The 19,137-nt window shown below is 72.3% G+C and carries 19 protein-coding genes and 1 tRNA gene; 9 read left to right on the forward strand and 11 right to left on the reverse strand.

Annotated features, from left to right (window positions below):
• Positions 1–91: 91 nt before the first annotated feature.
• Positions 92–919, reverse strand: a complete 828-nt coding sequence (locus tag ACZ7EC_RS32190; protein ID WP_471068533.1) for a helix-turn-helix domain-containing protein — start codon at positions 917–919, stop codon at positions 92–94.
• A gap of 181 nt (positions 920–1,100) precedes the next feature.
• Between ACZ7EC_RS32190 and ACZ7EC_RS32195 the strand changes: the two genes are divergently transcribed.
• The gene (locus tag ACZ7EC_RS32195; RefSeq protein ID WP_471068535.1) at positions 1,101–1,406 is read left to right on the forward strand and encodes a 4a-hydroxytetrahydrobiopterin dehydratase; all 306 of its coding nucleotides are present in this window, start codon (positions 1,101–1,103) and stop codon (positions 1,404–1,406) included.
• A gap of 5 nt (positions 1,407–1,411) precedes the next feature.
• Positions 1,412–2,152, forward strand: coding sequence for a class I SAM-dependent methyltransferase (locus ACZ7EC_RS32200; RefSeq protein ID WP_471068537.1), 741 nt, complete (start codon positions 1,412–1,414; stop codon positions 2,150–2,152).
• Positions 2,153–2,198: 46 nt separating this feature from the next.
• Here ACZ7EC_RS32200 and ACZ7EC_RS32205 read toward each other — a convergent pair whose 3' ends face one another.
• Positions 2,199–2,963 (reverse strand): phytanoyl-CoA dioxygenase family protein, encoded by a 765-nt coding sequence (locus tag ACZ7EC_RS32205; protein WP_471068540.1) that lies wholly within the window; start codon positions 2,961–2,963, stop codon positions 2,199–2,201.
• A 146-nt stretch (positions 2,964–3,109) separates the two neighbouring features.
• Between ACZ7EC_RS32205 and ACZ7EC_RS32210 the strand changes: the two genes are divergently transcribed.
• Positions 3,110–4,036 carry a class I SAM-dependent methyltransferase gene (locus ACZ7EC_RS32210; protein WP_471068542.1) on the forward strand — a complete coding sequence of 309 codons (927 nt, stop codon included), beginning with the start codon at positions 3,110–3,112 and terminating at the stop codon, positions 4,034–4,036.
• A 60-nt stretch (positions 4,037–4,096) separates the two neighbouring features.
• On the opposite strand, the gene ACZ7EC_RS32215 is transcribed toward ACZ7EC_RS32210, so the two are convergent.
• Positions 4,097–4,804 carry a glycoside hydrolase family 75 protein gene (locus tag ACZ7EC_RS32215; RefSeq protein WP_471068546.1) on the reverse strand — a complete coding sequence of 236 codons (708 nt, stop codon included), beginning with the start codon at positions 4,802–4,804 and terminating at the stop codon, positions 4,097–4,099.
• Positions 4,805–4,994: 190 nt separating this feature from the next.
• On the opposite strand from ACZ7EC_RS32215, the gene ACZ7EC_RS32220 reads away from it, so the two are divergent.
• Complete coding sequence (locus ACZ7EC_RS32220; RefSeq protein ID WP_471068549.1) at positions 4,995–5,606, forward strand: hypothetical protein; 612 nt, start codon at positions 4,995–4,997, stop codon at positions 5,604–5,606.
• Between the two features lie 163 nt (positions 5,607–5,769).
• Here ACZ7EC_RS32220 and ACZ7EC_RS32225 read toward each other — a convergent pair whose 3' ends face one another.
• From ACZ7EC_RS32225 to ACZ7EC_RS32235, 3 genes are all read right to left on the reverse strand, one after another.
• Positions 5,770–6,606 carry an aldo/keto reductase gene (locus tag ACZ7EC_RS32225; protein ID WP_471068552.1) on the reverse strand — a complete coding sequence of 279 codons (837 nt, stop codon included), beginning with the start codon at positions 6,604–6,606 and terminating at the stop codon, positions 5,770–5,772.
• Between the two features lie 108 nt (positions 6,607–6,714).
• Complete coding sequence (locus tag ACZ7EC_RS32230; protein ID WP_471068555.1) at positions 6,715–8,541, reverse strand: AMP-dependent synthetase/ligase; 1,827 nt, start codon at positions 8,539–8,541, stop codon at positions 6,715–6,717.
• 319 nt (positions 8,542–8,860) lie between these two features.
• A complete protein-coding gene (locus ACZ7EC_RS32235; protein WP_471068557.1) occupies positions 8,861–9,730 on the reverse strand; it encodes a LysR substrate-binding domain-containing protein in 870 nt (289 codons plus the stop codon).
• 161 nt (positions 9,731–9,891) lie between these two features.
• Here ACZ7EC_RS32235 and ACZ7EC_RS32240 point away from each other — a divergent pair, with 161 nt between their 5' ends.
• On the forward strand, positions 9,892–11,022 hold the full coding sequence (locus ACZ7EC_RS32240; RefSeq protein ID WP_471068560.1) for a bile acid:sodium symporter family protein: 1,131 nt from the start codon (positions 9,892–9,894) through the stop codon (positions 11,020–11,022).
• Positions 11,023–11,102: 80 nt separating this feature from the next.
• Here ACZ7EC_RS32240 and ACZ7EC_RS32245 read toward each other — a convergent pair whose 3' ends face one another.
• Positions 11,103–12,020: a quinone oxidoreductase family protein gene (locus tag ACZ7EC_RS32245; protein WP_471068563.1), complete on the reverse strand. Its 918-nt coding sequence runs from the start codon at positions 12,018–12,020 to the stop codon at positions 11,103–11,105.
• Positions 12,021–12,156: 136 nt separating this feature from the next.
• On the opposite strand from ACZ7EC_RS32245, the gene ACZ7EC_RS32250 reads away from it, so the two are divergent.
• Positions 12,157–12,612, forward strand: coding sequence for a MarR family winged helix-turn-helix transcriptional regulator (locus ACZ7EC_RS32250; protein WP_471068565.1), 456 nt, complete (start codon positions 12,157–12,159; stop codon positions 12,610–12,612).
• An 81-nt stretch (positions 12,613–12,693) separates the two neighbouring features.
• On the opposite strand, the gene fdhD is transcribed toward ACZ7EC_RS32250, so the two are convergent.
• Positions 12,694–13,548: a formate dehydrogenase accessory sulfurtransferase FdhD gene (fdhD, locus tag ACZ7EC_RS32255; protein WP_471068568.1), complete on the reverse strand. Its 855-nt coding sequence runs from the start codon at positions 13,546–13,548 to the stop codon at positions 12,694–12,696.
• A gap of 252 nt (positions 13,549–13,800) precedes the next feature.
• On the opposite strand from fdhD, the gene ACZ7EC_RS32260 reads away from it, so the two are divergent.
• Positions 13,801–14,748 carry a beta-ketoacyl-ACP synthase III gene (locus ACZ7EC_RS32260; RefSeq protein WP_471068571.1) on the forward strand — a complete coding sequence of 316 codons (948 nt, stop codon included), beginning with the start codon at positions 13,801–13,803 and terminating at the stop codon, positions 14,746–14,748.
• Between the two features lie 167 nt (positions 14,749–14,915).
• Positions 14,916–15,003: transfer RNA gene (locus ACZ7EC_RS32265), tRNA-Leu, on the forward strand.
• Between the two features lie 86 nt (positions 15,004–15,089).
• Here ACZ7EC_RS32265 and ACZ7EC_RS32270 read toward each other — a convergent pair.
• Positions 15,090–15,509, reverse strand: a complete 420-nt coding sequence (locus ACZ7EC_RS32270) for an ASCH domain-containing protein (protein ID WP_471068573.1) — start codon at positions 15,507–15,509, stop codon at positions 15,090–15,092.
• A gap of 147 nt (positions 15,510–15,656) precedes the next feature.
• Positions 15,657–16,922, reverse strand: a complete 1,266-nt coding sequence (locus tag ACZ7EC_RS32275; RefSeq protein ID WP_471068575.1) for a S53 family peptidase — start codon at positions 16,920–16,922, stop codon at positions 15,657–15,659.
• Between the two features lie 240 nt (positions 16,923–17,162).
• On the opposite strand from ACZ7EC_RS32275, the gene ACZ7EC_RS32280 reads away from it, so the two are divergent.
• Entirely contained in the window at positions 17,163–17,972 is an 810-nt protein-coding gene (locus tag ACZ7EC_RS32280) for a TrmB family transcriptional regulator (RefSeq protein WP_471068578.1), read from the forward strand.
• 122 nt (positions 17,973–18,094) lie between these two features.
• Here the strand turns inward: ACZ7EC_RS32280 and ACZ7EC_RS32285 are convergent, their stop codons facing one another.
• On the reverse strand, positions 18,095–19,108 hold the full coding sequence (locus tag ACZ7EC_RS32285; RefSeq protein ID WP_471068580.1) for a zinc-binding dehydrogenase: 1,014 nt from the start codon (positions 19,106–19,108) through the stop codon (positions 18,095–18,097).
• Positions 19,109–19,137: the final 29 nt, after the last annotated feature.

The following is a 19,137-nucleotide window of genomic DNA, read 5'->3' on the forward strand; positions in this document are numbered from 1 at the left end:
GGCGCGCAGCAGTCTGTCACGCGCGGCCTTCTCGCACAGCGGATCGAACGCACTAAAGGATCACAGGTTCGTCAACCGGCGAGAGGGCCCGTCAACCCGCCAGCGTCTGGAGGTACTTGGCGGTCGCCGGGTCGGCCGGCAGGAAGGTCTCGATGGCGAGTTCGGCGACGGTGACGTCCATCGGCGTGTTGAACGTGGAGATGGAGGACACGAACGACAGGACGCGGCCCTCGTGTTCGACCCGCATCGGCAGCGCGAAGTACGGCACCGGCTCGTCCGGCTCCTCGCCCGGCGCGTCCTCGGGCACCGGGTACGCCGTCACCTCCTCGTACAGCGCGCGGAGTTGGTCCGAGCGGTGCAGCGCGAGCTGGCGCTCCATCTGCGCCACCAGATGCCCGCGCCACTCCCGGAGGTTGCGGATCCGCGGTGCCAGGCCCTCGGGGTGCAGGGTCAGCCGCATCGCGTTCGGCGGCTGGAGCAGCTTCTCCGGGATGCCGTCCAGCAGCATCGTGATGCCCCGGTTGGCGGCCACCACCGTGTACCCGGCGTCCACCACCAGCGCGGGATACGGCTCGTAGCCCTGGATCAGCCGCTCCATGCCGTCGCGCAGGGCGGCCAGGGCAGGGTCGTCCAGCGGGGTCTCCGGGTAGCGCGGGGCGTAACCGGCGGCCAGCAGCAGGGCGTTGCGCTCCCGCACGGGCACGTCTAGATGCTCGGCGAGCCGCAGCACCATCTCCTCGCTGGGCCGGGACCTGCCGGTCTCCACGAAACTGATGTGCCGGGCGGAGGAGTCGGCGCGCAGGGCCAGCTCCAGCTGGGAGATGCGGCGCCGCTCCCGCCAGGCACGCAGCAGCGGGCCCACCCCCTTGGTGTCGGGGGCGGCGGTGGACACGGAAGCTTCGGTGGCGACCATGGTCATACCTCGACCCTAGACGAGAAGTGCGCACCGCAACGACCTCGCGGACGCGGACGCGCCAGCTCAGGCCGGAATCGGCGGTGCGCCAGCCGGTACCGGCCGCGCGGACGCGTCGCCGGATCCCCCGGCCCCGCGCGTGGCAGGCTGGGAGGAGACCCGCCCCCGTCCCGAAGGGAGCCGCGCCATGGCCGCCGCACCGCTGTCGCCGCAGGAGATCGAGGACCGGATCGCCGGACTCCCCGGCTGGTCCGCGGACGGCGACCGGCTCACCCGCACCTACCGGCTCGCCTCGCACTTCGCCGCGGCCGCCCTGGTCATGCACATCGCCCGCATCCAGGACGAGCTGGACCACCACTCCGACTGCACCCTCGGCTACCACTCCGTCGACCTCGCCATCACCACCCACAGCGCCGGCGGCACCCTCACCGAGAAGGACTTCGCCCTCGCCCGCAGGGTGGAGGACATCGCACCGGGCCACGGCGCACACTGAGCGCTGTGCTCGATTACGACAAGGAAGCCCGTGACTACGACGCCTTACGCGGCGGCGAGGAGCGTGCCGCGGCCGCCGCGGGAGCCGTCCTCGACCTGATACCCGACCGTCCCGGCCGCCTCCTCGACCTGGCCTGCGGCACCGGCATCGTCACCCGCAGGCTCGCCGCGGCCCGCCCCGCGACCCGCGTCACCGGTGCGGACCTCGCCGACGGCATGATCCGCCGGGCCACCGCCCGGCTGCCCGGCGCGCTCGTCCGGGCCGACAGCCGCCGACTGCCCTTCCCGGCCGCCACCTTCGACGCCGTCGTCAGCATCTGGCTGCTGCACCTGCTGTCCGGCCCCGGCGACCTGGACGCCGTCCTCGCCGAATGCGCCCGCGTCCTGCGGCCCGGCGGGGTGTACGTCACGACGGTCGACAAGGCCGCCGCGCACGACGTGGGCAGCGACATCGACGCCGCCCTCGCCGACCGGCCCGTCCGCCCCGCCGCGGACGCCGCCGCCCTCGTCACCGCGCACGCCGCCCGGCACGGGCTCGCCCTCGCCGGGCGGTCCGCCTTCCCCGGCACCGGCCAGGGCCGCAGCCCCCGCAGCACCATCGCCGACCTGCACCGGGGCTGGTTCAGCCGGCTTCCGCCCGGCGACCCCCGCCGCGCCACGTACGCCGCCCGCCTGGCCGCCCTCCCCGACCAGGACCGTCCTCGCCCCGACCCGACCTTCTCCCTGCGCGCCTTCCGCAAACAGTGAGCGGCCTCCGCGCACACCGGGGCCGGCGTGATCCGAACGAGCGGCCCTAGCGGCCGAGTCCCCGGCGGATGGCCGTCTCCACCGGGGAGTACGCGCCGTCCGGCCGTTCCAGTTCGTACGGCACCGCGGGCTCCAGGGGCGGCTGGGCCATGAACCGCGGCCGGGTGCCGTGGTGCGGCTGCGCCGCGTGCACCAGGAACGGATGGCACAGATAGACATCGCCGGGGCGCCCGGTGGCCAGGGCGAGCGGCCGGTGCGCGCTCGCCGCGTCCAGTTCCGGCGCGATCTCCAGCCCCGAGACACCCGCCTCGCCGTACGGTTCGAGGATCCGCGGCACCTCCAGATGCGAGCCGACCCGGATCCGCGTCGGCGCGTCCTCCTCGCCCACCTCGCTGAACAGGAACAGCATCAGCAACGCCCGGTCCCGCGAGCGCAGATTGGTGTGGAACCAGGTCGCGCCCTCGGGCAGATAGCTGCCCTCGATGTGCCAGCCGGCGTCGCCCGGATCCTCGGTGTGCGGGAAGCGCAGCGGGAACGTGCCGAGCGAGTACCGCGGCTGCCACCGCCGCTCACCCACCAGCAGATCGAACGCCTCGTGCAGCACGGGGGAGTTGGCGGCGGCCGCGAAGGGCCCCTGCGCCAGCCCGCCGATCCGTACCACCGGTTCCTTCCAGGTGCCGGGGTCCTCCGGGTCGTACCCCGTCTCCCGCCACAGCAGCCGCGCGCAGTCCTCCGCGACCCGAGGCGCGACCGCACCCTCGACCTTCACGAACCCGTCGGCGAGGAAGCGCTCCCTCATGTCGTTGCCCATCGGGCCATGGTGGACGAGGAGCGGCGGCCGGGCATCCGGTTTTTTCCGGCGGCCGCCCGCCACGGATTTGCCGGGTCGGCAACGTGACTGGCCTTCGCCCGGTGTGCCGTCGCACCCTGACGGCACCGGAAGAAAGGCTGACCACCATGGCGCACGACCACGACGGCAACCACACCCACGGACAGGGACAGGGACACGGACAGGGCCACGGCCATCAGCACAGCCACGGCGCGGACCTCGACTGGAACGCGATGGCCCCCCACCTGGAGGCCCAGGCCGAGCTGTTCGCCCCCCTGTACCGGCAGGCCCTGTCCTGGCTCGCGAGCGAGGTCGCCGCGCCGGGACTGATCGCGGACGCGGGCAGCGGGCCCGGCGTCCTGTCCTGCCTGTTCGCCGAGGCGTTCCCCGGCGCGCACGTCGTCGCCGTCGACGGTACCGCGCCGCTCCTCGACCGGGCCCGCGCCCGTGCCGACCGGCTGGGCCTCGCCGAGCGCCTCGACACCCTCGCCGGTGAACTCCCGGACGTACTGGAGGAGTTGCCGAAGCCGGCCGATCTGCTGTGGGCCAGCCGCAGCCTGCACCACCTCGGGGACCAGCGGGCCGCGCTCGCCGCGTTCGGGCAGCGGCTCGCCCCCGGCGGCACCCTGGCCCTGCTCGAAGGCGGCCTGCCCTCCCGCTTCCTGCCCCGCGACCTCGGCATCGGCCGCCCCGGACTCCAGGCGCGGCTGGACGCGCTGGAGGAGGACTGGTTCGCGCGGATGCGCGCCGACCTCCCCGGAACCGTCGCCGAGACCGAGGACTGGCCGGCCCTGCTGACCGCCGCGGGCCTGAAGCACACCGGCACCCGCAGCTTCCTGCTCGACCTGCCCGCCCCGGCCGACGACCGGACCCGCGCCTATGCCGCCGCCCACCTCGGCCGGCTGCGCGAGGGCTTCGGCGACGCCCTCGGCGCCGAGGACCGGGACACCCTCGACCGGCTCCTGGACCCGGCCGACCCGGCGAGCGTCCACCGGCGGCCGGACGTGTTCCTGCTGGCCGCCCACACCGTGTACACGGCCGTACGCCCGTCCTGACCCGGTCCGCGCCCGGCGGCCCACGCCAGCCGGGCCGGCCCGGCTGGCGTGGCAACCGTGTCAGTTGTCGGCTATGAACTGCCTGGCGAGCTGATCGCCCAGGGACACGGCGGCGCTGTGGCTCTCGATGGGGGAGACCTTCGAGTTCTCGAACAGGATGTAGGTCACCCCCGAGTCCGCGCCGCCGGTCGCCGGGTCCGGGTCGATGCCGAGCGCCTTGGCGGTGGCGTACGACGCCTCGCCGATGATCTTCGTGGGTCCGGTGTCGCCGACGACGGCGTACTCCACCTTGTTGTTGTAGATGACGGCGACCACACCGCCGCCCTTGATCCCGTAGTCGGTGTACTTCCAGATGCTGCTGGTGCTGGGCACCACGACATAGGGCAGCGACTCGGACTTCAGAGGCTTGCCGTCCGACTGGTGGAAGGCGGTGTCGTCCTGGAACCAGGGGTCGCGGTCCTCGTTGCAGTTGGTGGTGCGCTGGCCGTCGCAGTCGATGTCCATGTCGGCCTTCCAGAACACCGCGCCGTTCTTGCCGCACACGGGGATCGTGGCCGAGGTCTCGTCGTCGGTCTTGTACTTGCCGTTGGAGATCTGCGAACAGGACTTCACCTTGGCGAGCAGATCGGCCGCGCTGACCGAGCCCTCCTGGGCGGTCTTCGGCGCGGCGGCCGGCGCGGGGCTGGCGAGCGCGTGCGCGGGCGCGAGGCCGGCGGCGAGCAGGGCGGCCCCGGAGGCCGCGGCGAGGGTCAGTGAGCGAAGACGCACTGTGGGGGACCCTTCTGTTAGGAAACTTTCCTTACCGGGCGGCTCCACGGTGGCGTAGATGCCATGTGCGCGTCAACCCTCGGGTTGCGAACTCGCGCAACGCGGCGTGTATTGCGGTGGTTTGCGCCCGTGGCGAGACTGGAGTCACCTGAGGGATCGGCGTCATCCGCGCCCTGGGAGGCGAGGCGTCATGTTCGTACGCACGGTGTACGCGACCGGGGATCCGGCCCGGCTGGACTCGGCCCTGCGCGCCCTGGACAGCCAGGGCCACGATCTGCTGGAGGAGCGGCCCGGCTACCGGGGTGCGGGCGTCTTCGTCGATCGCGAGCTGGGCAAACTGCTCACGGTCAGCTGGTGGGAGACCGAGGAGGCACAGGTCAACAGCGACGAGGTGATGCGGGAGCGGCGCCCCGCGCTCCTGGAGCCGTTCGCCGCGACGGTGGCCGTCGAGCACTATCGCGTCGCGGTCTTCCACGCCCTGCCGCGACCCGTGGTCGGCGGCGGACTGCGCGTCGCCCGGCTGGAGTTCGACCCCCGCGACGCGGATCTGCTGGCCGACGCCTTCCACGCGACGGTGCTGCCGCGTCTGGAGACGGTACCGGGGCTGGCCCGCACGGCACTGCTGCTGGACCGCGACCGGGGCCGGGGCATCGCGGGCACGGTCTTCACCGACCACCACGCCCTGGCGTCCTCCCGCGCCGCCGTCTCCGCCATCCGCCGATCCGGCACGGCGAAGGCGCGGGCGAGGGTGGTGGCGCTGGAGGAATTCACCGTGGTGCACGCGGACGCGCATGCGCTGTGACGGCGGCGGACTCCTGCCGAGCCGGCGTGCGCGCGGGCCCGCCGTGGCCGCTCGCGCATCTCCCCGCGCCCCGCACGGGGCTTGCCACGGCTGGTGAGCGTTCCGGCCATCGACCCGGCCGCGGTACAGGGCAGCGCCCGTACACGCGGCCGGAAGCCTCTCGTCAGGCCAGGTCGAACGTCGCCGGGTCGGGACCGATCCGCCGGTCTTCGTTCAGCGCGCCGATCGCCGCCAGATCCTCCGCGTCCAGACTGAAGTCGAACAGCTCGATGTTCTCCTTGATCCGCGACGGCGTCACCGACTTCGGGATCACGATGGTGCCCTGCTGGACGTGCCACCGCAGCACCACCTGCGCCGGGGTGCGGTTGTGCTTCTGCGCGATCGCCACGATCGCCGGCACCTCCAGCAGCCCCTTGCCCTGCCCGAGCGGCGACCACGCCTCCGTCCGGATGCCCTGCTCCGCGTGGTACTCCCGCGCCTCGTGCTGCTGGAGATGCGGGTGCAGTTCGATCTGGTTCACCGCGGGGACGACGGACGTCTCCTCCGCGAGCCGCCGCAGATGCTCGGGAAGGAAGTTCGACACACCGATGGCGCGGACCCGGCCGTCGGCGTACAGCTTCTCCAGCGCCTTGTACGTGTCGACGTACGTGTCCCGCGCCGGCAGCGGCCAGTGGATCAGGTACAGGTCGAGGTGGTCGAGCCCCAGCTTGCTCAGCGACGTGTCGAAGGCACGCAGGGTCGCGTCGTACCCCTGGTCGCTGTTCCAGAGCTTGGTGGTGACGAAGATTTCCTCGCGGGGCAGGCCGGAGGCCGCGATGGCCCGGCCGGTGCCCTCTTCGTTGCCGTACGCCGCGGCCGTGTCGATGCTGCGGTACCCGGCCTCCAGCGCGGTGCCGACGACCTGCTCGGCCTCGTCGTCCGGCACCTGCCACACGCCGAAGCCCACCTGGGGCATCTCCACGCCGTTGTTGAGGGTGATCGGGGGGACCTTGCTGCTCACGAGCTCGTTGATCCTTCGCTTGTCGACAACGTGGTTCTCCATCGTCAACGATCACACACCGCGATCCATTCCTGACGCGCCCGAGACACGCGGATCCGCTTCGGTCCCTCAGGACTTGTAGAGAGCCTCGACCTCGCGCTCGTACGCCTTTTCGATCGCCTTCCGCTTCAGCTTCAACGACGGTGTCAGCAGGCCGTGTTCCTCGGTGAACGGCTGTGCCAGTATCCGGAAGGTGCGGATCGACTCGGCCTGGGAGACCAGCGTGTTCGCGGCGACCACCGCGCGCCGCACCTCCGTCTCCAGATCCGGGTCCCGCACCAGTTCCGCGGGCGCCATCGCCGGTTTGCCGCGCATCTGGAGCCAGTGCTCGACGGCCTCCTGGTCGAGGGTGACCAGGGCAGCGATGTAAGGGCGGTCGTTGCCGACCACGATGCACTGGCTGACCAGCGGATGGTCGCGGACCCGCTCCTCCAGCACGCCGGGCGAGACGCTCTTGCCGCCGGAGGTCACGAGGATCTCCTTCTTGCGGCCGGTGATCGTCAGATACCCGTCCTCGTCGAGCGAACCCAGGTCACCGGTGGCCAGCCAGCCGTCGTGCAGCGATCCGTCGGTCGCCTTCGGGTTGTTCAGATACCCCTGGAAGACATTGCCGCCGTACAGCCAGACCTCGCCGTCGTCCGCGATGTGCACGGTCGTTCCGGGGATCGCCTGCCCGACGGTGCCGTACCGGGTGCGCTCGGGCGGGTTCGCGGTCGCCGCCGCCGTCGACTCGGTCAGCCCGTACCCCTCGTAGATCTGCACGCCCGCGCCCGCGAAGAACAGCCCCAGGCGGCGGTCCATGCCCGAGCCGCCGGACATGGCGTTGCGGATCCGGCCGCCCATCGCCTCCCTGACCTTCGCGTACACCAGCTTGTCGAACAACTGGTGCTGCATCCGCAGCCCCGCCGACGGACCGGGCCCGTCCCCCCACGCCTTCGCCTCGATCGCCTCCGCGTACCGCACCGCGACCTCGACCGCCTTCTCGAACGGCCCCGCCTTGCCCTCCTTCTCCGCCTTGCGCCGGGAGGCGTTGAACACCTTCTCGAAGATGTACGGCACCGCCAGGATGAACGTCGGTCTGAACGCCTGGAGGTCGGGAAGCAGCGCGGCGGCGTTCAGCTGCGGCTGGTGGCCGAGGCGTACCCGGCCCCGGATCGCCGCCACCTCCACCATGCGCCCGAAGACATGGGCGAGCGGCAGGAACAGCAGGGTGGACGCCTCGTCGCCCCGCTTGGAGTGGAACACCGGCTCCCAGCGGCCCATCACGCTGTCCGCCTCGAACATGAAGTTCCCGTGCGAGAGCACACAGCCCTTGGGGCGGCCCGTGGTGCCCGAGGTGTAGATGACGGTGGCCACCGACTCCGGGGTGACCGCCTGCCGGTGCCGGTGCACCACCTCGTCGTCCAGGTGCGCTCCGGCGTCGTACAGCTCCTGCACGCAGCCCGCGTCCAGCTGCCACAGCCGGCGCAGCCGCGGGAGCCGGCCGATCACCGTGGCGATGGTCATCGCGTGGTCCTCGTGCTCCACGACCGCCGTGCTGACCTCGGCGTCGTACAGCATCCAGAAGCACTGCTCGGCCGAGGAGGTGGGGTAGACCGGCACCACCTGGGCGCCGATGGTCCACAGGGCGAAGTCGAAGAGGGTCCACTCGTAGCGGGTACGGGACATGATCGCGACCCGGTCGCCGAACCGGACCCCGCTCGCCAGCAGACCCTTGGCCAGCGCGAGGACCTCGTCCCGGAACTCGGCGGAGGTCACATCGCGCCACTGCCCGGCGGCGTCCTTGCGGCCGAGGGCGACCCGGTCCGGGTCCGTCAGGGCGTGTTCGAAGACGACATCGGCCAGACCACCCACCGGCGGTGCCGTCGTGAGAGGCGGGTTGGTGAACTCGCGCAATCCTCGCTCCCCGATCCTCGCTGCCTGAACGCGCCGGTGATGTGCGGCACAGCGCCGTGAAAGCTACCTCACACCCCGACCGGAGGGGAGGGGGGCGGAAACCGAGCAAACTGCGCCTTCCACCCGAGGGTTGCCCGGAAAATGCCCGCACATGCGGAAGGGACGGACACAATACTGACGGGTCAGTAAGTTTCGGCGCCGTAATCTCCACCGAATCTGTACGCACCGATTACCGCTGTGTACAGGGCGATTACGGCCATGACCGCACCGGGGCCGGGCGGCGCGGCCGGGCCCGGCGTGAACAGTGCCACACCCGCGCTCAGCCGCCGTGGCGCCGCAGCCGCTCCCCGCCCGCGAGGACGGCCGCCGCGAGGGCGTCCGCCGCCTCCTGCGTGCCGGGCCGGCGGCGGCCGTGCACCAGGACGAAGTCGACCTTGCCGAGCTCCGGCAGCCCGGCGCGCTCCGGCAGCCGGAACAGCCCAGGCGGGATCAGCCGGCGCGAGTGCGCCATCACCCCGAGCCCCGCACGGGCCGCGGCGAGCAGCCCGTTGAGGCTGCCGCTGGTGCAGACGATCCGCCAGTCGCGCCCCTGCCGCTCCAGCGCCTCCAGGGCACGCGCCCGCGTGATGCCGGGCGGCGGATACACGATCAGCGGGACCGGCCGGTCGGCGTCCAGGCGCAGCCGCTCGGCGCCGATCCACACCAGGTCGTCGCGCCACACCAGCGCACCCCGCGGATCCTCCGGACGCCGCTTGGCCAGCACCAGGTCGAGCTTCCCCGCGGCCAGCCGTTCGTGCAGGGTGCCGGACAGCTCGACCGACAGCTCCAGATCGACCTCGGGGTGGTCGTAGCGGAAGCCCTCCAGGATCTCCGGCAGCCGGGTCAGTACGAAGTCCTCCGACGCGCCGAACCGCAGCCGCCCGCGCACCCGCGCCCCGGTGAAGAACGCCGTCGCCTGCTCGTGCACCTGGAGGATCCGGCGCGCGAAGCCCAGCATCGCCTCGCCGTCCTCGGTCAGCTCCACGGAGTGGGTGTCCCGCGCGAACAGCGGACGCCCCGCCGCCTCCTCCAGCCTGCGCACATGCTGGCTCACCGTGGACTGGCGCAGCCCGAGCCGCCGGGCCGCCTGGGTGAAGCTCAGCGTCTGGGCGACCGCGAGGAAGGTCCGCAACTGCGTCGGGTCGTACACCGCCCCAGCGTACGCCGCTTATCGCGGAACGTGATGACAGTGAGAGTGGTGTACGGGTTTCCCGATCGAGGCGGGGCGGAGGATCATGAGGACAGGCCCCGCGGGGCCCGACCGGAACGCCGTCAGACACCCCCTTGCCGTCGCACACCCATCGGAGCACCGTGACACGCCTGCGCTGGCCGAGCTGGATGCCGATCGACCCGTACATCGTGCTGCTCCTCGGCACGGTGGGCCTCGCCGCCCTGTTCCCGGCCCACGGCACCGGCGCCGATGTGGCCTCCGGCGCCTCGACCGCCGCGATCGCGTTCCTGTTCTTCCTCTACGGCGCCCGCCTCTCGACCCGCGAGGCACTCGACGGACTGCGCCACTGGCGGCTCCATGTCACCGTGCTCGCCTGCACCTTCCTCGTCTTCCCCGCGCTCGGCCTGGCCGCCCGCGCCACCGTGCCCGTGCTGCTCACCCAGCCGCTCTACCAGGGCCTTCTCTTCCTCACTCTGGTGCCTTCCACGATCCAGTCCTCCATCGCCTTCACCTCCATCGCCCGCGGGAACGTGCCCGCCGCCATCTGCGCGGGCTCCTTCTCCTCCCTGGTCGGCATCGTCCTCACCCCGCTGCTGGCGGCGGTGCTGCTCGGCAACAGCGGGGGCGGCTTCTCCGCCGACTCACTCGTCAAGATCGTGCTGCAGCTGCTGGTGCCGTTCCTCGCCGGGCAGCTGCTGCGGCGCTGGATCGGCCCCTTCATCACCCGGCACAAGAAGGTCCTCGGGCTGGTCGACCGCGGCTCCATCCTCCTCGTCGTCTACACCGCGTTCAGCGAGGGCATGATCCAGGGCATCTGGCACCAGGTCAGCCCCGCCCGGCTCGGCGCGCTCCTCCTGGTCGAGGCCGCGGTGCTCGCCGTGATGCTGCTGGGGACCTGGTACGGCGGCCGGGCGCTGGGCTTCGGCCGGGAGGACCGGATCGCCATCCAGTTCGCCGGCTCCAAGAAGTCCCTCGCCTCGGGCCTGCCCATGGCGAGCGTCCTCTTCGGCGCCCATGCCTCCCTGGCCGTGCTCCCGCTGATGCTGTTCCACCAGATGCAGCTGATGGTGTGCGCGGTCATCGCCAAGCGCCGGGCCCACGACCCGGAGGCCGAGGACGGGGACGCCGGGACCGGGGACGGTGGCACGGCCGGGGCCGAGGGCGATGGCGCGGCCGGGGAGGGCGGTGGCGCGGCCGGGGAGGGCGGTGGCGCCGAGGGGCCAGCGGCTCGCCCGGTCCAGGGGCAGCCACAGCACCGCGCCCTTCGCTGACCGCAGCGCCTCCGGGTCCGCCGGCTGCCGGCCGGTCACCGGAACCGTCCGAGGGCTCACCGGGGCGAGCGGATGGGGGTTCATGGGCGCAGCACGACCTTGCCCAGGTTGGACCGTGTCTCGATGGCCTCGTGGGCCCGCGCCGCCTCCTCCAGTGCGAACTCCGCGTGCACGACGGGCCGTACGCTCCCCTCGGCGAACAGCCGCCACAGCTCCCGGCGCCAGCGCTCGTACAGCTCGGGCCGGCCGCGGGCGATCAGTGCCATCTGGAAGCCGATCACCGACTTGGCGCCCACGAGCAGGTCGTAGGCCCGGACCGTGCCGCCGCCCGAGCTGTAGGCGACCAGCCGGCCGTGCGGGGCGAGGGCGGCGACGGCGGGGGTGAGCAGCTCGCCGCCGACCGCGTCCAGGACGCAGTCCACGGGGTCTCCCCAGCTCCCGTCGGCGTACCGGACGCAGCCGTCGGCGCCGAGGGAGCGCACGAAGTCCGCCTTCGCGGGGTCGGACACGGCCCCCACCACCCGCCCCGCACCCCGCGCCCGCGCCAACTGCACCGCCAGGTGTCCGACGCCGCTCGCCGCCGCCGTCACCAGCACCGACTCGCCCGGTTCCGGCCGCGCCGCCGACAGAGCGCCCAGCGCCACCAGCCCGCTGCGCACCAGCGCGACCGCGTCCACCTCGGTGGCGCCCTCCGGCACGGGGGAGGCCATGGCCTCGTCCAGCACCGCGAAATCGGCGTACCCGTGTCCGAAGCAGAGCCCGGTCACCCGGTCGCCGGTCCGGAACCGGGTCGTCCCCGCGCCGACCGCCACCACCTCGCCCGCCAGTTCACCGCCCAGCGGTATCGGCTCGGCGGCCTCGCGGACCTTGCGGACGACCGGCAGCGTGACCCCGATCGCGGCGCAGCGCACGAGCAGCTGTCCCGGTCCGGGCTCGGGGACACCGGCCTTCTCCATGAACAGGGGGCCGCCGGGGGAGTCGTACCGGACACGGCGCATCGGGGTCTCCTCGGCCGGTCGGGCCGGCGTTCGGGCACGGGAGCGGACTCGTCCGTCCCCGCGGAATCGTTGGGAGCACCAACGATAAGCCGAAAGTCATGGGGAAGTCCAACGATTTCTCGGATAGGCTGATGCCATGGCCGCCGAACCTCCCCTGACCGCGATCCGCGCGCTGCCCAGCTGGCTCCTCGGGCGGGCCGCCGCGCGGGGGCGCGCCCTCGTCGCCGACGCCCTCGCCGCGGAGGGTCTGAAGATGTGGCACCACGTGGTGCTCTCGGCCGTCCGCGACCTCGCCCCCGTGGCCCAGGCCGACCTCGCGCGGGGCATCGCGCTCGATCCCAAGGACCTCGTCGGTGTCCTGAACGACCTCCAGAGCGCCGGCCTGATCGTCCGCGCGCCGGATCCCGGCGACCGCCGCAAGAACGCGGTGTCCCTCACCGGGGAGGGCGGCCTGCTCCTGGAACGCTGCGAGCGGGCCGCCCGTACGGCCAACGAGGAACTGCTGGCACCGCTGTCGGCGGGCGAACGCGAGCTGTTCCTCCTGCTGCTGACCAGGATCTCCGGTGCCGAGGGCGGACCGGGGCCGGGGTGAGGACCGGCCGGGCCGCCGGGAGGCGACCAGCCCTCGGCGTCCTCCCGCGCCGCGCCCTCGGCCACCGCGAACGGCCAGCCGTCAGGGCTTGGTGGGTTCCGGTCGTCCCTCCAGGGCGATCCGGTCGTCGCCCGCGTACACGTTCATCGAGCTGCCGCGCAGGAATCCGACGAGCGTCAGGCCGGTCTCCGCCGCCAGGTCGACCGCCAGGGACGAGGGCGCCGACACCGCGGCCAGTACGGGGATGCCGGCCATCACGGCTTTCTGCGCCAGCTCGAACGAGGCGCGGCCGGAGACCAGCAGCACCGTCCGGGACAGGGGCAGCCCGCCGTCCTGGAGGGCCCGGCCCACCAGCTTGTCGACCGCGTTGTGCCGGCCGACGTCCTCCTTGATGTCGAGCAGTTCCCCGTCCTCGGTGAACAGGGCGGCCGCGTGCAGACCTCCCGTGCGGTCGAAGACCCGCTGGGCCTCCCGCAGCCGTTCGGGCAGCTCGGCCAGCAGCTCGGGCGTGACGCGGAGCCGGGGGGTGTCGGCGATCGGCCAGCGGGTGGTCGTACGCACGGCGTCCAGGCTGGCCTTGCCGCACAGTCCGCAGGAGGACGAGGTGTAGACGTTCCGCTCAAGGGTGAAATCGGGGAGCGGGACGCCCGGAGCGGTCCGCACGTCGACCACGTTGTAGGTGTTCGAACCGTCCGCGGTCGCCCCCGCGCAGTAGACGATGTTCTGGAGGTCGGACGCGGCGGCCAGCACCCCCTCGCTCACCAGGAATCCCGCCGCGAGCGCGAAGTCGTCGCCCGGAGTGCGCATGGTGATCGCCAGCGGTTTGCCGTTCAGCCGGATCTCCAGGGGTTCCTCGGCGACGAGCGTGTCCGGCCGGGTGGAGACCGCACCGTCCCGGATGCGGAGGACCTTGCGTCGGTCCGTGACTCGTCCCATGTGCTGATCAGCCCCGGTCTGTCCGTGCGGGTGGCCCTGGCGGCCCTGGTGCGGAGATCTCATTGTCCTGCACACGCATTGTCCTGCACATGGAGGACGACGCCGCGTCCGCTCCGCGCGGGCCCGGCGGGCTGAGGGGAGCCGACAATTCGTTTGCCCGTTTCCTGTGGCTTCACGTGCCGCCGTACTGACGAGTCACTGGCCAGACTGTGGAACCCGTTCACCACCCACGGCAACAAGGGGACCTCCGTCATGCACGGCTCTCGCATCGCCGCCATCGGTCACTACCAGCCCGCTCGGGTGCTCACCAACGAGGACCTGGCCGGCATGGTCGACACCAGCGACGAGTGGATCCGCACGCGGGTCGGCATCCGCACCCGGCACATCGCCGGGCCAGACGAGCCCGTGGACGAGCTGGCCGCGCACGCCGCCGCCAAGGCCCTCGCCGCCGCGGGGCTCGCTCCCGCCGACATCGACCTCGTCCTCGTGGCCACCTCCACCGCGATCGACCGGTCCCCGAACACCGCCGCCCGCGTCGCGGCCCGGATCGGCGTCCCCGGCCCCGCCGCGATGGACGTCAACGTGGTGTGCGCCGGGTTCACCCACGCGCTGGCCACCGCCGACCACACGATCCGCGCCGGCGCGGCCACCCGCGCCCTGGTCATCGGCGCCGACAAGATGACCGACATCACCGACTGGACCGACCGCAGCACGTGCGTCCTCGTCGGCGACGGCGCGGGGGCCGCGGTGGTGGAGGCGTGCGCGCCGGGGCAGGAGCCGGGGATCGGGCCCGTGCGGTGGGGCTCGGTGCCGGAGATGGGGCACGCGGTGCGGATCGAGGGCACGCCGCCGCGATTCGCGCAGGAGGGCCAGAGCGTCTACCGCTGGGCCACCACCCGGCTGCCCGTCATCGCCCGCCAGACCTGCGAGCGCGCCGGTATCGCCCCCGAGGACCTCGCCGGTGTCGTCCTCCACCAGGCCAACCTGCGCATCATCGAGCCCCTCGCCGAGAAACTCGGCGCCGTGAACGCGGTGATCGCCCGCGATGTGACGGAATCCGGCAACACCTCCGCCGCGAGCATCCCCCTCGCCCTCTCCAAACTCGTCGAGCGCGGCACCCTGACCACCGGGGCCCCGGTCCTCCTCTTCGGCTTCGGCGGGAACCTGTCGTACGCCGGTCAGGTCGTCCACTGCCCGTAGCCCGCCCGCCCGCCCGCTCGCGCTGCGCGCACGGATTCTCGCACCGCGTACACGGCCCGCCCGCGTGCCCGCGCGAGCGAAATACGCAGGTGAAACGCACTCCGAAACCTTGGTATTGTTGTCCATGTCGCCGCGGGGGAAGCCCTCCGCAAGGCGGCAGACACCTCGTCCGGGTGGCGGAATGGCAGACGCGCTAGCTTGAGGTGCTAGTGCCCTTTATCGGGCGTGGGGGTTCAAGTCCCCCCTCGGACACCAGCAGAGACCCCAGTCGATCTGGGGTTTTTCTGTTTCTCATGCTGTGGCGCGCCCGACCGCCCCGAGCTTGATCCGGCCGAGAGGCCCTAGTCCTCCGCGCCGACCACGCGGAAGCGCTCGGCCACGATCAGGGCGTCGTCGTCCACGGCGGGCGTGTAGCCGAGCAGTCCGGTCATCTGCTCGCCGGCGAAGAAGTCGCGGTGGGCGGCGGCCCACTCCCGTGCGTTCGCGTAGCCGCGGCCCTCGTCCAGCGCATAGCGGTCGTCCACCTCGCGGAAGGGGATCACCCGGACCTCGGTCAGTTCGATCACGACGGCGGGGCGGTCGTCCGAGTCGAGCACCGCGTACCGCCGGCCCACCTCGGGCAGGGGCTCGCCGGCCTTCTCCAGGATCTCGGCCAGCGCCGTCATGGCCGTCTTGCGGCCGCTGATGATGGCCTCCACCCCGCTGTCGCGCTCCGGTCCGGGGAAGGCGAGGGCGAGTGTGGGGATGTCGTCAGCGCTCATGTGGCCGAGCGTACCCGAGGGCAAGAGTGAACTCGCCTGGAAAAAAGGAGAGTTGACGGGCGCGCGCGCAACGCCGGTCCGTTCGACCCGCGGCGGGGGTCGGGCGGACCGGCGTGCGGCGGTCACCCGGTCCGGATCGGTCCCGGACTACTTGGTGAAGGCACCGGTCCCGTTCGGGGTGCCGAGACCCGTCGGGCCGTCATAGCCCTTGCCCGCCTGGCACAGGTAGGCCACGTCGCAGGACCCGTTCGAACCGCTGGTGACATCGTTCAGCTGGTCCGGGTGGGAGTAGGGGTACGACGCCGGGGTGTCACCCGAGCCCGGAGCGCCCGCGAGGGCGTAGACACCGGCGATGAACGGCGCGGCGGCGCTGGTGCCGCCGTACACGTTCCAGCCGCTGGCCTGGTAGGTGTCGTAGACGGCGAGACCGGTGGCCGGGTCGGCCACGGACGCGACGTCGGCCACCGCGCGCTTGGCGCAGTCGGTGTCCTTCTGCCAGGACGGCTTGGCCTCGTACTGCGAGCAGCCCGAGCCCGCGCCGTCGCCGCCGGCCGAGGTGCCCCAGACGGTCTCGGAGTAGCCGCGGGTGCTGCTGTCCTTCTTCAGCGAGGTGCCGCCGACCGCCGTCACGTACGGCGAGGCCGCCGGGTACTCGACGCCGTAGCCGCTGTCACCGGAGCTGACCGTGATGGCGACGCCGGGGTGCTTGAAGTACTGGTCGTCCGCGGTGGTGTCGTCGGACCCCTCGCTGCCGCCGTAGCTGTTGGACACGAACTTGGCGCCCTGCTTGACGGCCTGGTTCACGGCCGCGCCCAGGTCGTCCATGTTGGCCGACTTGGCCTCGACCAGCAGGATCTTGCACTGCGGGCAGGCCGCGCTGACCATGTCGACGTCGAGGGAGATCTCTCCCGCCCAACCCGCGTCCGGGGTCGGGTAGTTGGTGCCGCCGTCCTGGTCGATCTTCTTGAAGCAGCCGTTGGCCGTGCTGCACTCGGGCAGGTTGTACTGGGAGCGGTAGGCCGCCAGGTCCTTCTCGGCGTTCGGGTCGTCGTTGGCGTCGACGATCGCGACCGTCTGCCCGTTGCCGCCGTCCTTGGGCAGGTTGTAGGCGGCGGCCAGGTCGGACGGCCCGAAGCCCTGCGGGGTGTCGTGCGGGCCGAGGGACTTGTGCTGGACGATGTCGGTGCGCTCGACCGACTGGCAGGCCATGTAGCCGGGCTTGCTGGGCTGCGAACACAGCCGGTGGGTGTGCACCGGCGTGGCCGCGGAGGTGGTCGCCGCGTGCGCGGCGGGGGTGGTGGCGAAGGCCGAGGTCTGGGTCGCGACGGCCACGCCGCCGGTGATCAGAGCCGCCGCGGACAGCAGCGCGGGAGCGCTGCGGCGTATCCGGTTCCTTCTGCGGTGGGAATGCAAAAAACTGCCCTCCGTGGGGGGATGGTCGACTCCGGTACGACGGCCTGCGGGCATGTCATAGGCATGACAAACCCCCATTGGGGGTGGCCGGTCGGAGTCTGCTTCCGGGCATGTGGATGGATGTGCCACCCCGGTCAGTGGTGGCTGGGGTCGAGGTTATTGACTGTTTGCCGTTGAAAACAAGGGGAGTTGGCAAAACCTTGGCCCGAGCTTCCGGGTTGGCCGATATCTTGTGCGGCCATGGAGCTGGACGACACCACCGTCAACCGCCTGATGTCCCTCGGACTCACCCGCTACGAGGCGCGGATCTATCTGTCGCTGCTCAGGCGCGGCTCCTATACGGCCGCCGAGGTGGCCCGCGAGGCGGACGTTCCGCGCCAGCGCGTCTACGACGTCCTGGACGCCCTGGTGCGGCGCCAGTTGGCCACCGCACGTCCCGGACGTGTGACGACGTACTCCGCGGAGCCCCCCGAGCCGGCCCTCGCCCGGCTGATGGCCGCCCAGCGGGAGGCCGTCGAGCGGCTGGAACGCGCCTCCCGTGAACTCGCCGATCTGCTGGGCCCGCTGTGGGCTCAGGGCCGGCGGCACACGGACCCGCTGGACTACATCGAGATCCTGCGCGACCCGAGGGCCATCGGTGAACGTTTCGCCGACATTCAGTCCCAGGCCCGTCACGAACTCCTCACCTTTTGCAAACCCCCCTTTGTCGCACCGGCCGAGAACACGGCGGGCATCGCCGCCGTGCGCCGCCTGCGCCGGGGCGGCGGCACGGTCCGCGCGATCTACCTCTCCGAGGCCCTCGCCGACCCGGAGACGGTGGCGCACGTCCGGCGCTTCGCCGCCGCAGGGGAGGAGGCCCGCTTCGCCCCCGGCCTGCCCCTCAAACTCGTCGTCGCCGACGCCTCCCTCGTCCTGTGCGACATGCCGGACCCGGTGGCGGGGGCGGAGACCACGACGACCCTGTTCATCGAACATCCGGCCCTGGCGGCATGCCTGCGGCTGGCGTTCCACACCGTGTGGGAGGCGGCGCGTCCGGGGCCGGAGACCTGAACGTCCTTGTAAGAGAGCCGACTTGACCGCAGCGGTCTGTGAAGAAGCGGTGCGGTACGTGAAAGCGGCGGCGGGGCCCCTGCCGGGGTGTCCCGCCACCGCGCGTCCCGCCGAGCGGCCGGTCAGGGGCGCAGGACCAGCCGGATCGGGTCGCCGGTCTTCTTCTCCAGCCGTTCCACCGCCTCGGCGGCCCGCGCCAGCGGCAGTTCGCCGCTGATCGAACCGGAGAAGTCCAGCCGACCGCCCCGGACCAGGGAGAGCAGCTGCGGCAGCGCGACCGGCATGTCGGAGCCGTAGTGGCCGAGGATCTGCTGCTGGAGGTAGCTGAAGCGGGTGCCGTCGGCCACGGTCAGCGGCTGGTCGGTCAGGCCCACCAGGACCAGCCGGCCCTTGGGCGCGAGGACCGACAGGGCCTGTGCGCGGACCGCCGGGACTCCGGCGAAGTCGAAGGCGGCGGCGAGCCCGGCGCCGCCGGTCGCCTCGCGGATCCGCTCGCGCAGCGCCGGGTCGGCGGAGTCCAGCGCCAGGTCCGCGCCCCGGTCGAGGGCGCGCTCGCGGGCGGTGGGGTTGGGATCGACCGCGATGACGGGGCAGGCGCCGATCGCCCGCAGCAACTGGACGGCGTGTACACCGAGTCCGCCCACGCCCCAGACGCCGACCGGCTCGGCGGCCCGTACGGCGCCCGTGACGGTGATCGCGCCCCATGGCGTGGAGACCGCGTCCGGGATGATCGCGCCCTGGTCGAAGGGGATGGCCGCGGGCAGTTCGGTCAGCGCGTGCTCGGAGGAGAGCGCGTACTCGGCCCACCCGCCGTCGTAGTCCACGCCGCGGGTGTACGTGACGCCGTCGCGGATCTCGCCGGCGTACAGCACCACCCGCTGACCCGGCGTCCAGCGGGTGACGCCGGGGCCGGTCTCCGCGATGGTGCCGGACACCTCGTGGCCCAGGGTGACCGTGTCGCCGCGCAGCAGCAGCGGGGTGAGGGTGCCGTCGATCAGATGGACGTCCGACAGGCAGACGCCCGCGGCCTCCACCTTCACCACGACCTGGCCGGGACCGGGCTGCGGCCTCGCCACTTCCTCGATCCGCAGGGTGCGGCTGGGGATGTGCAGCCGGGCGGCGAGCATCTGCTCCATGACATGGCCTCCTTGGCGCGGCGGCGACC

The sequence above is a fragment of the Streptomyces sp. NPDC037203 genome, from assembly GCF_055605065.1.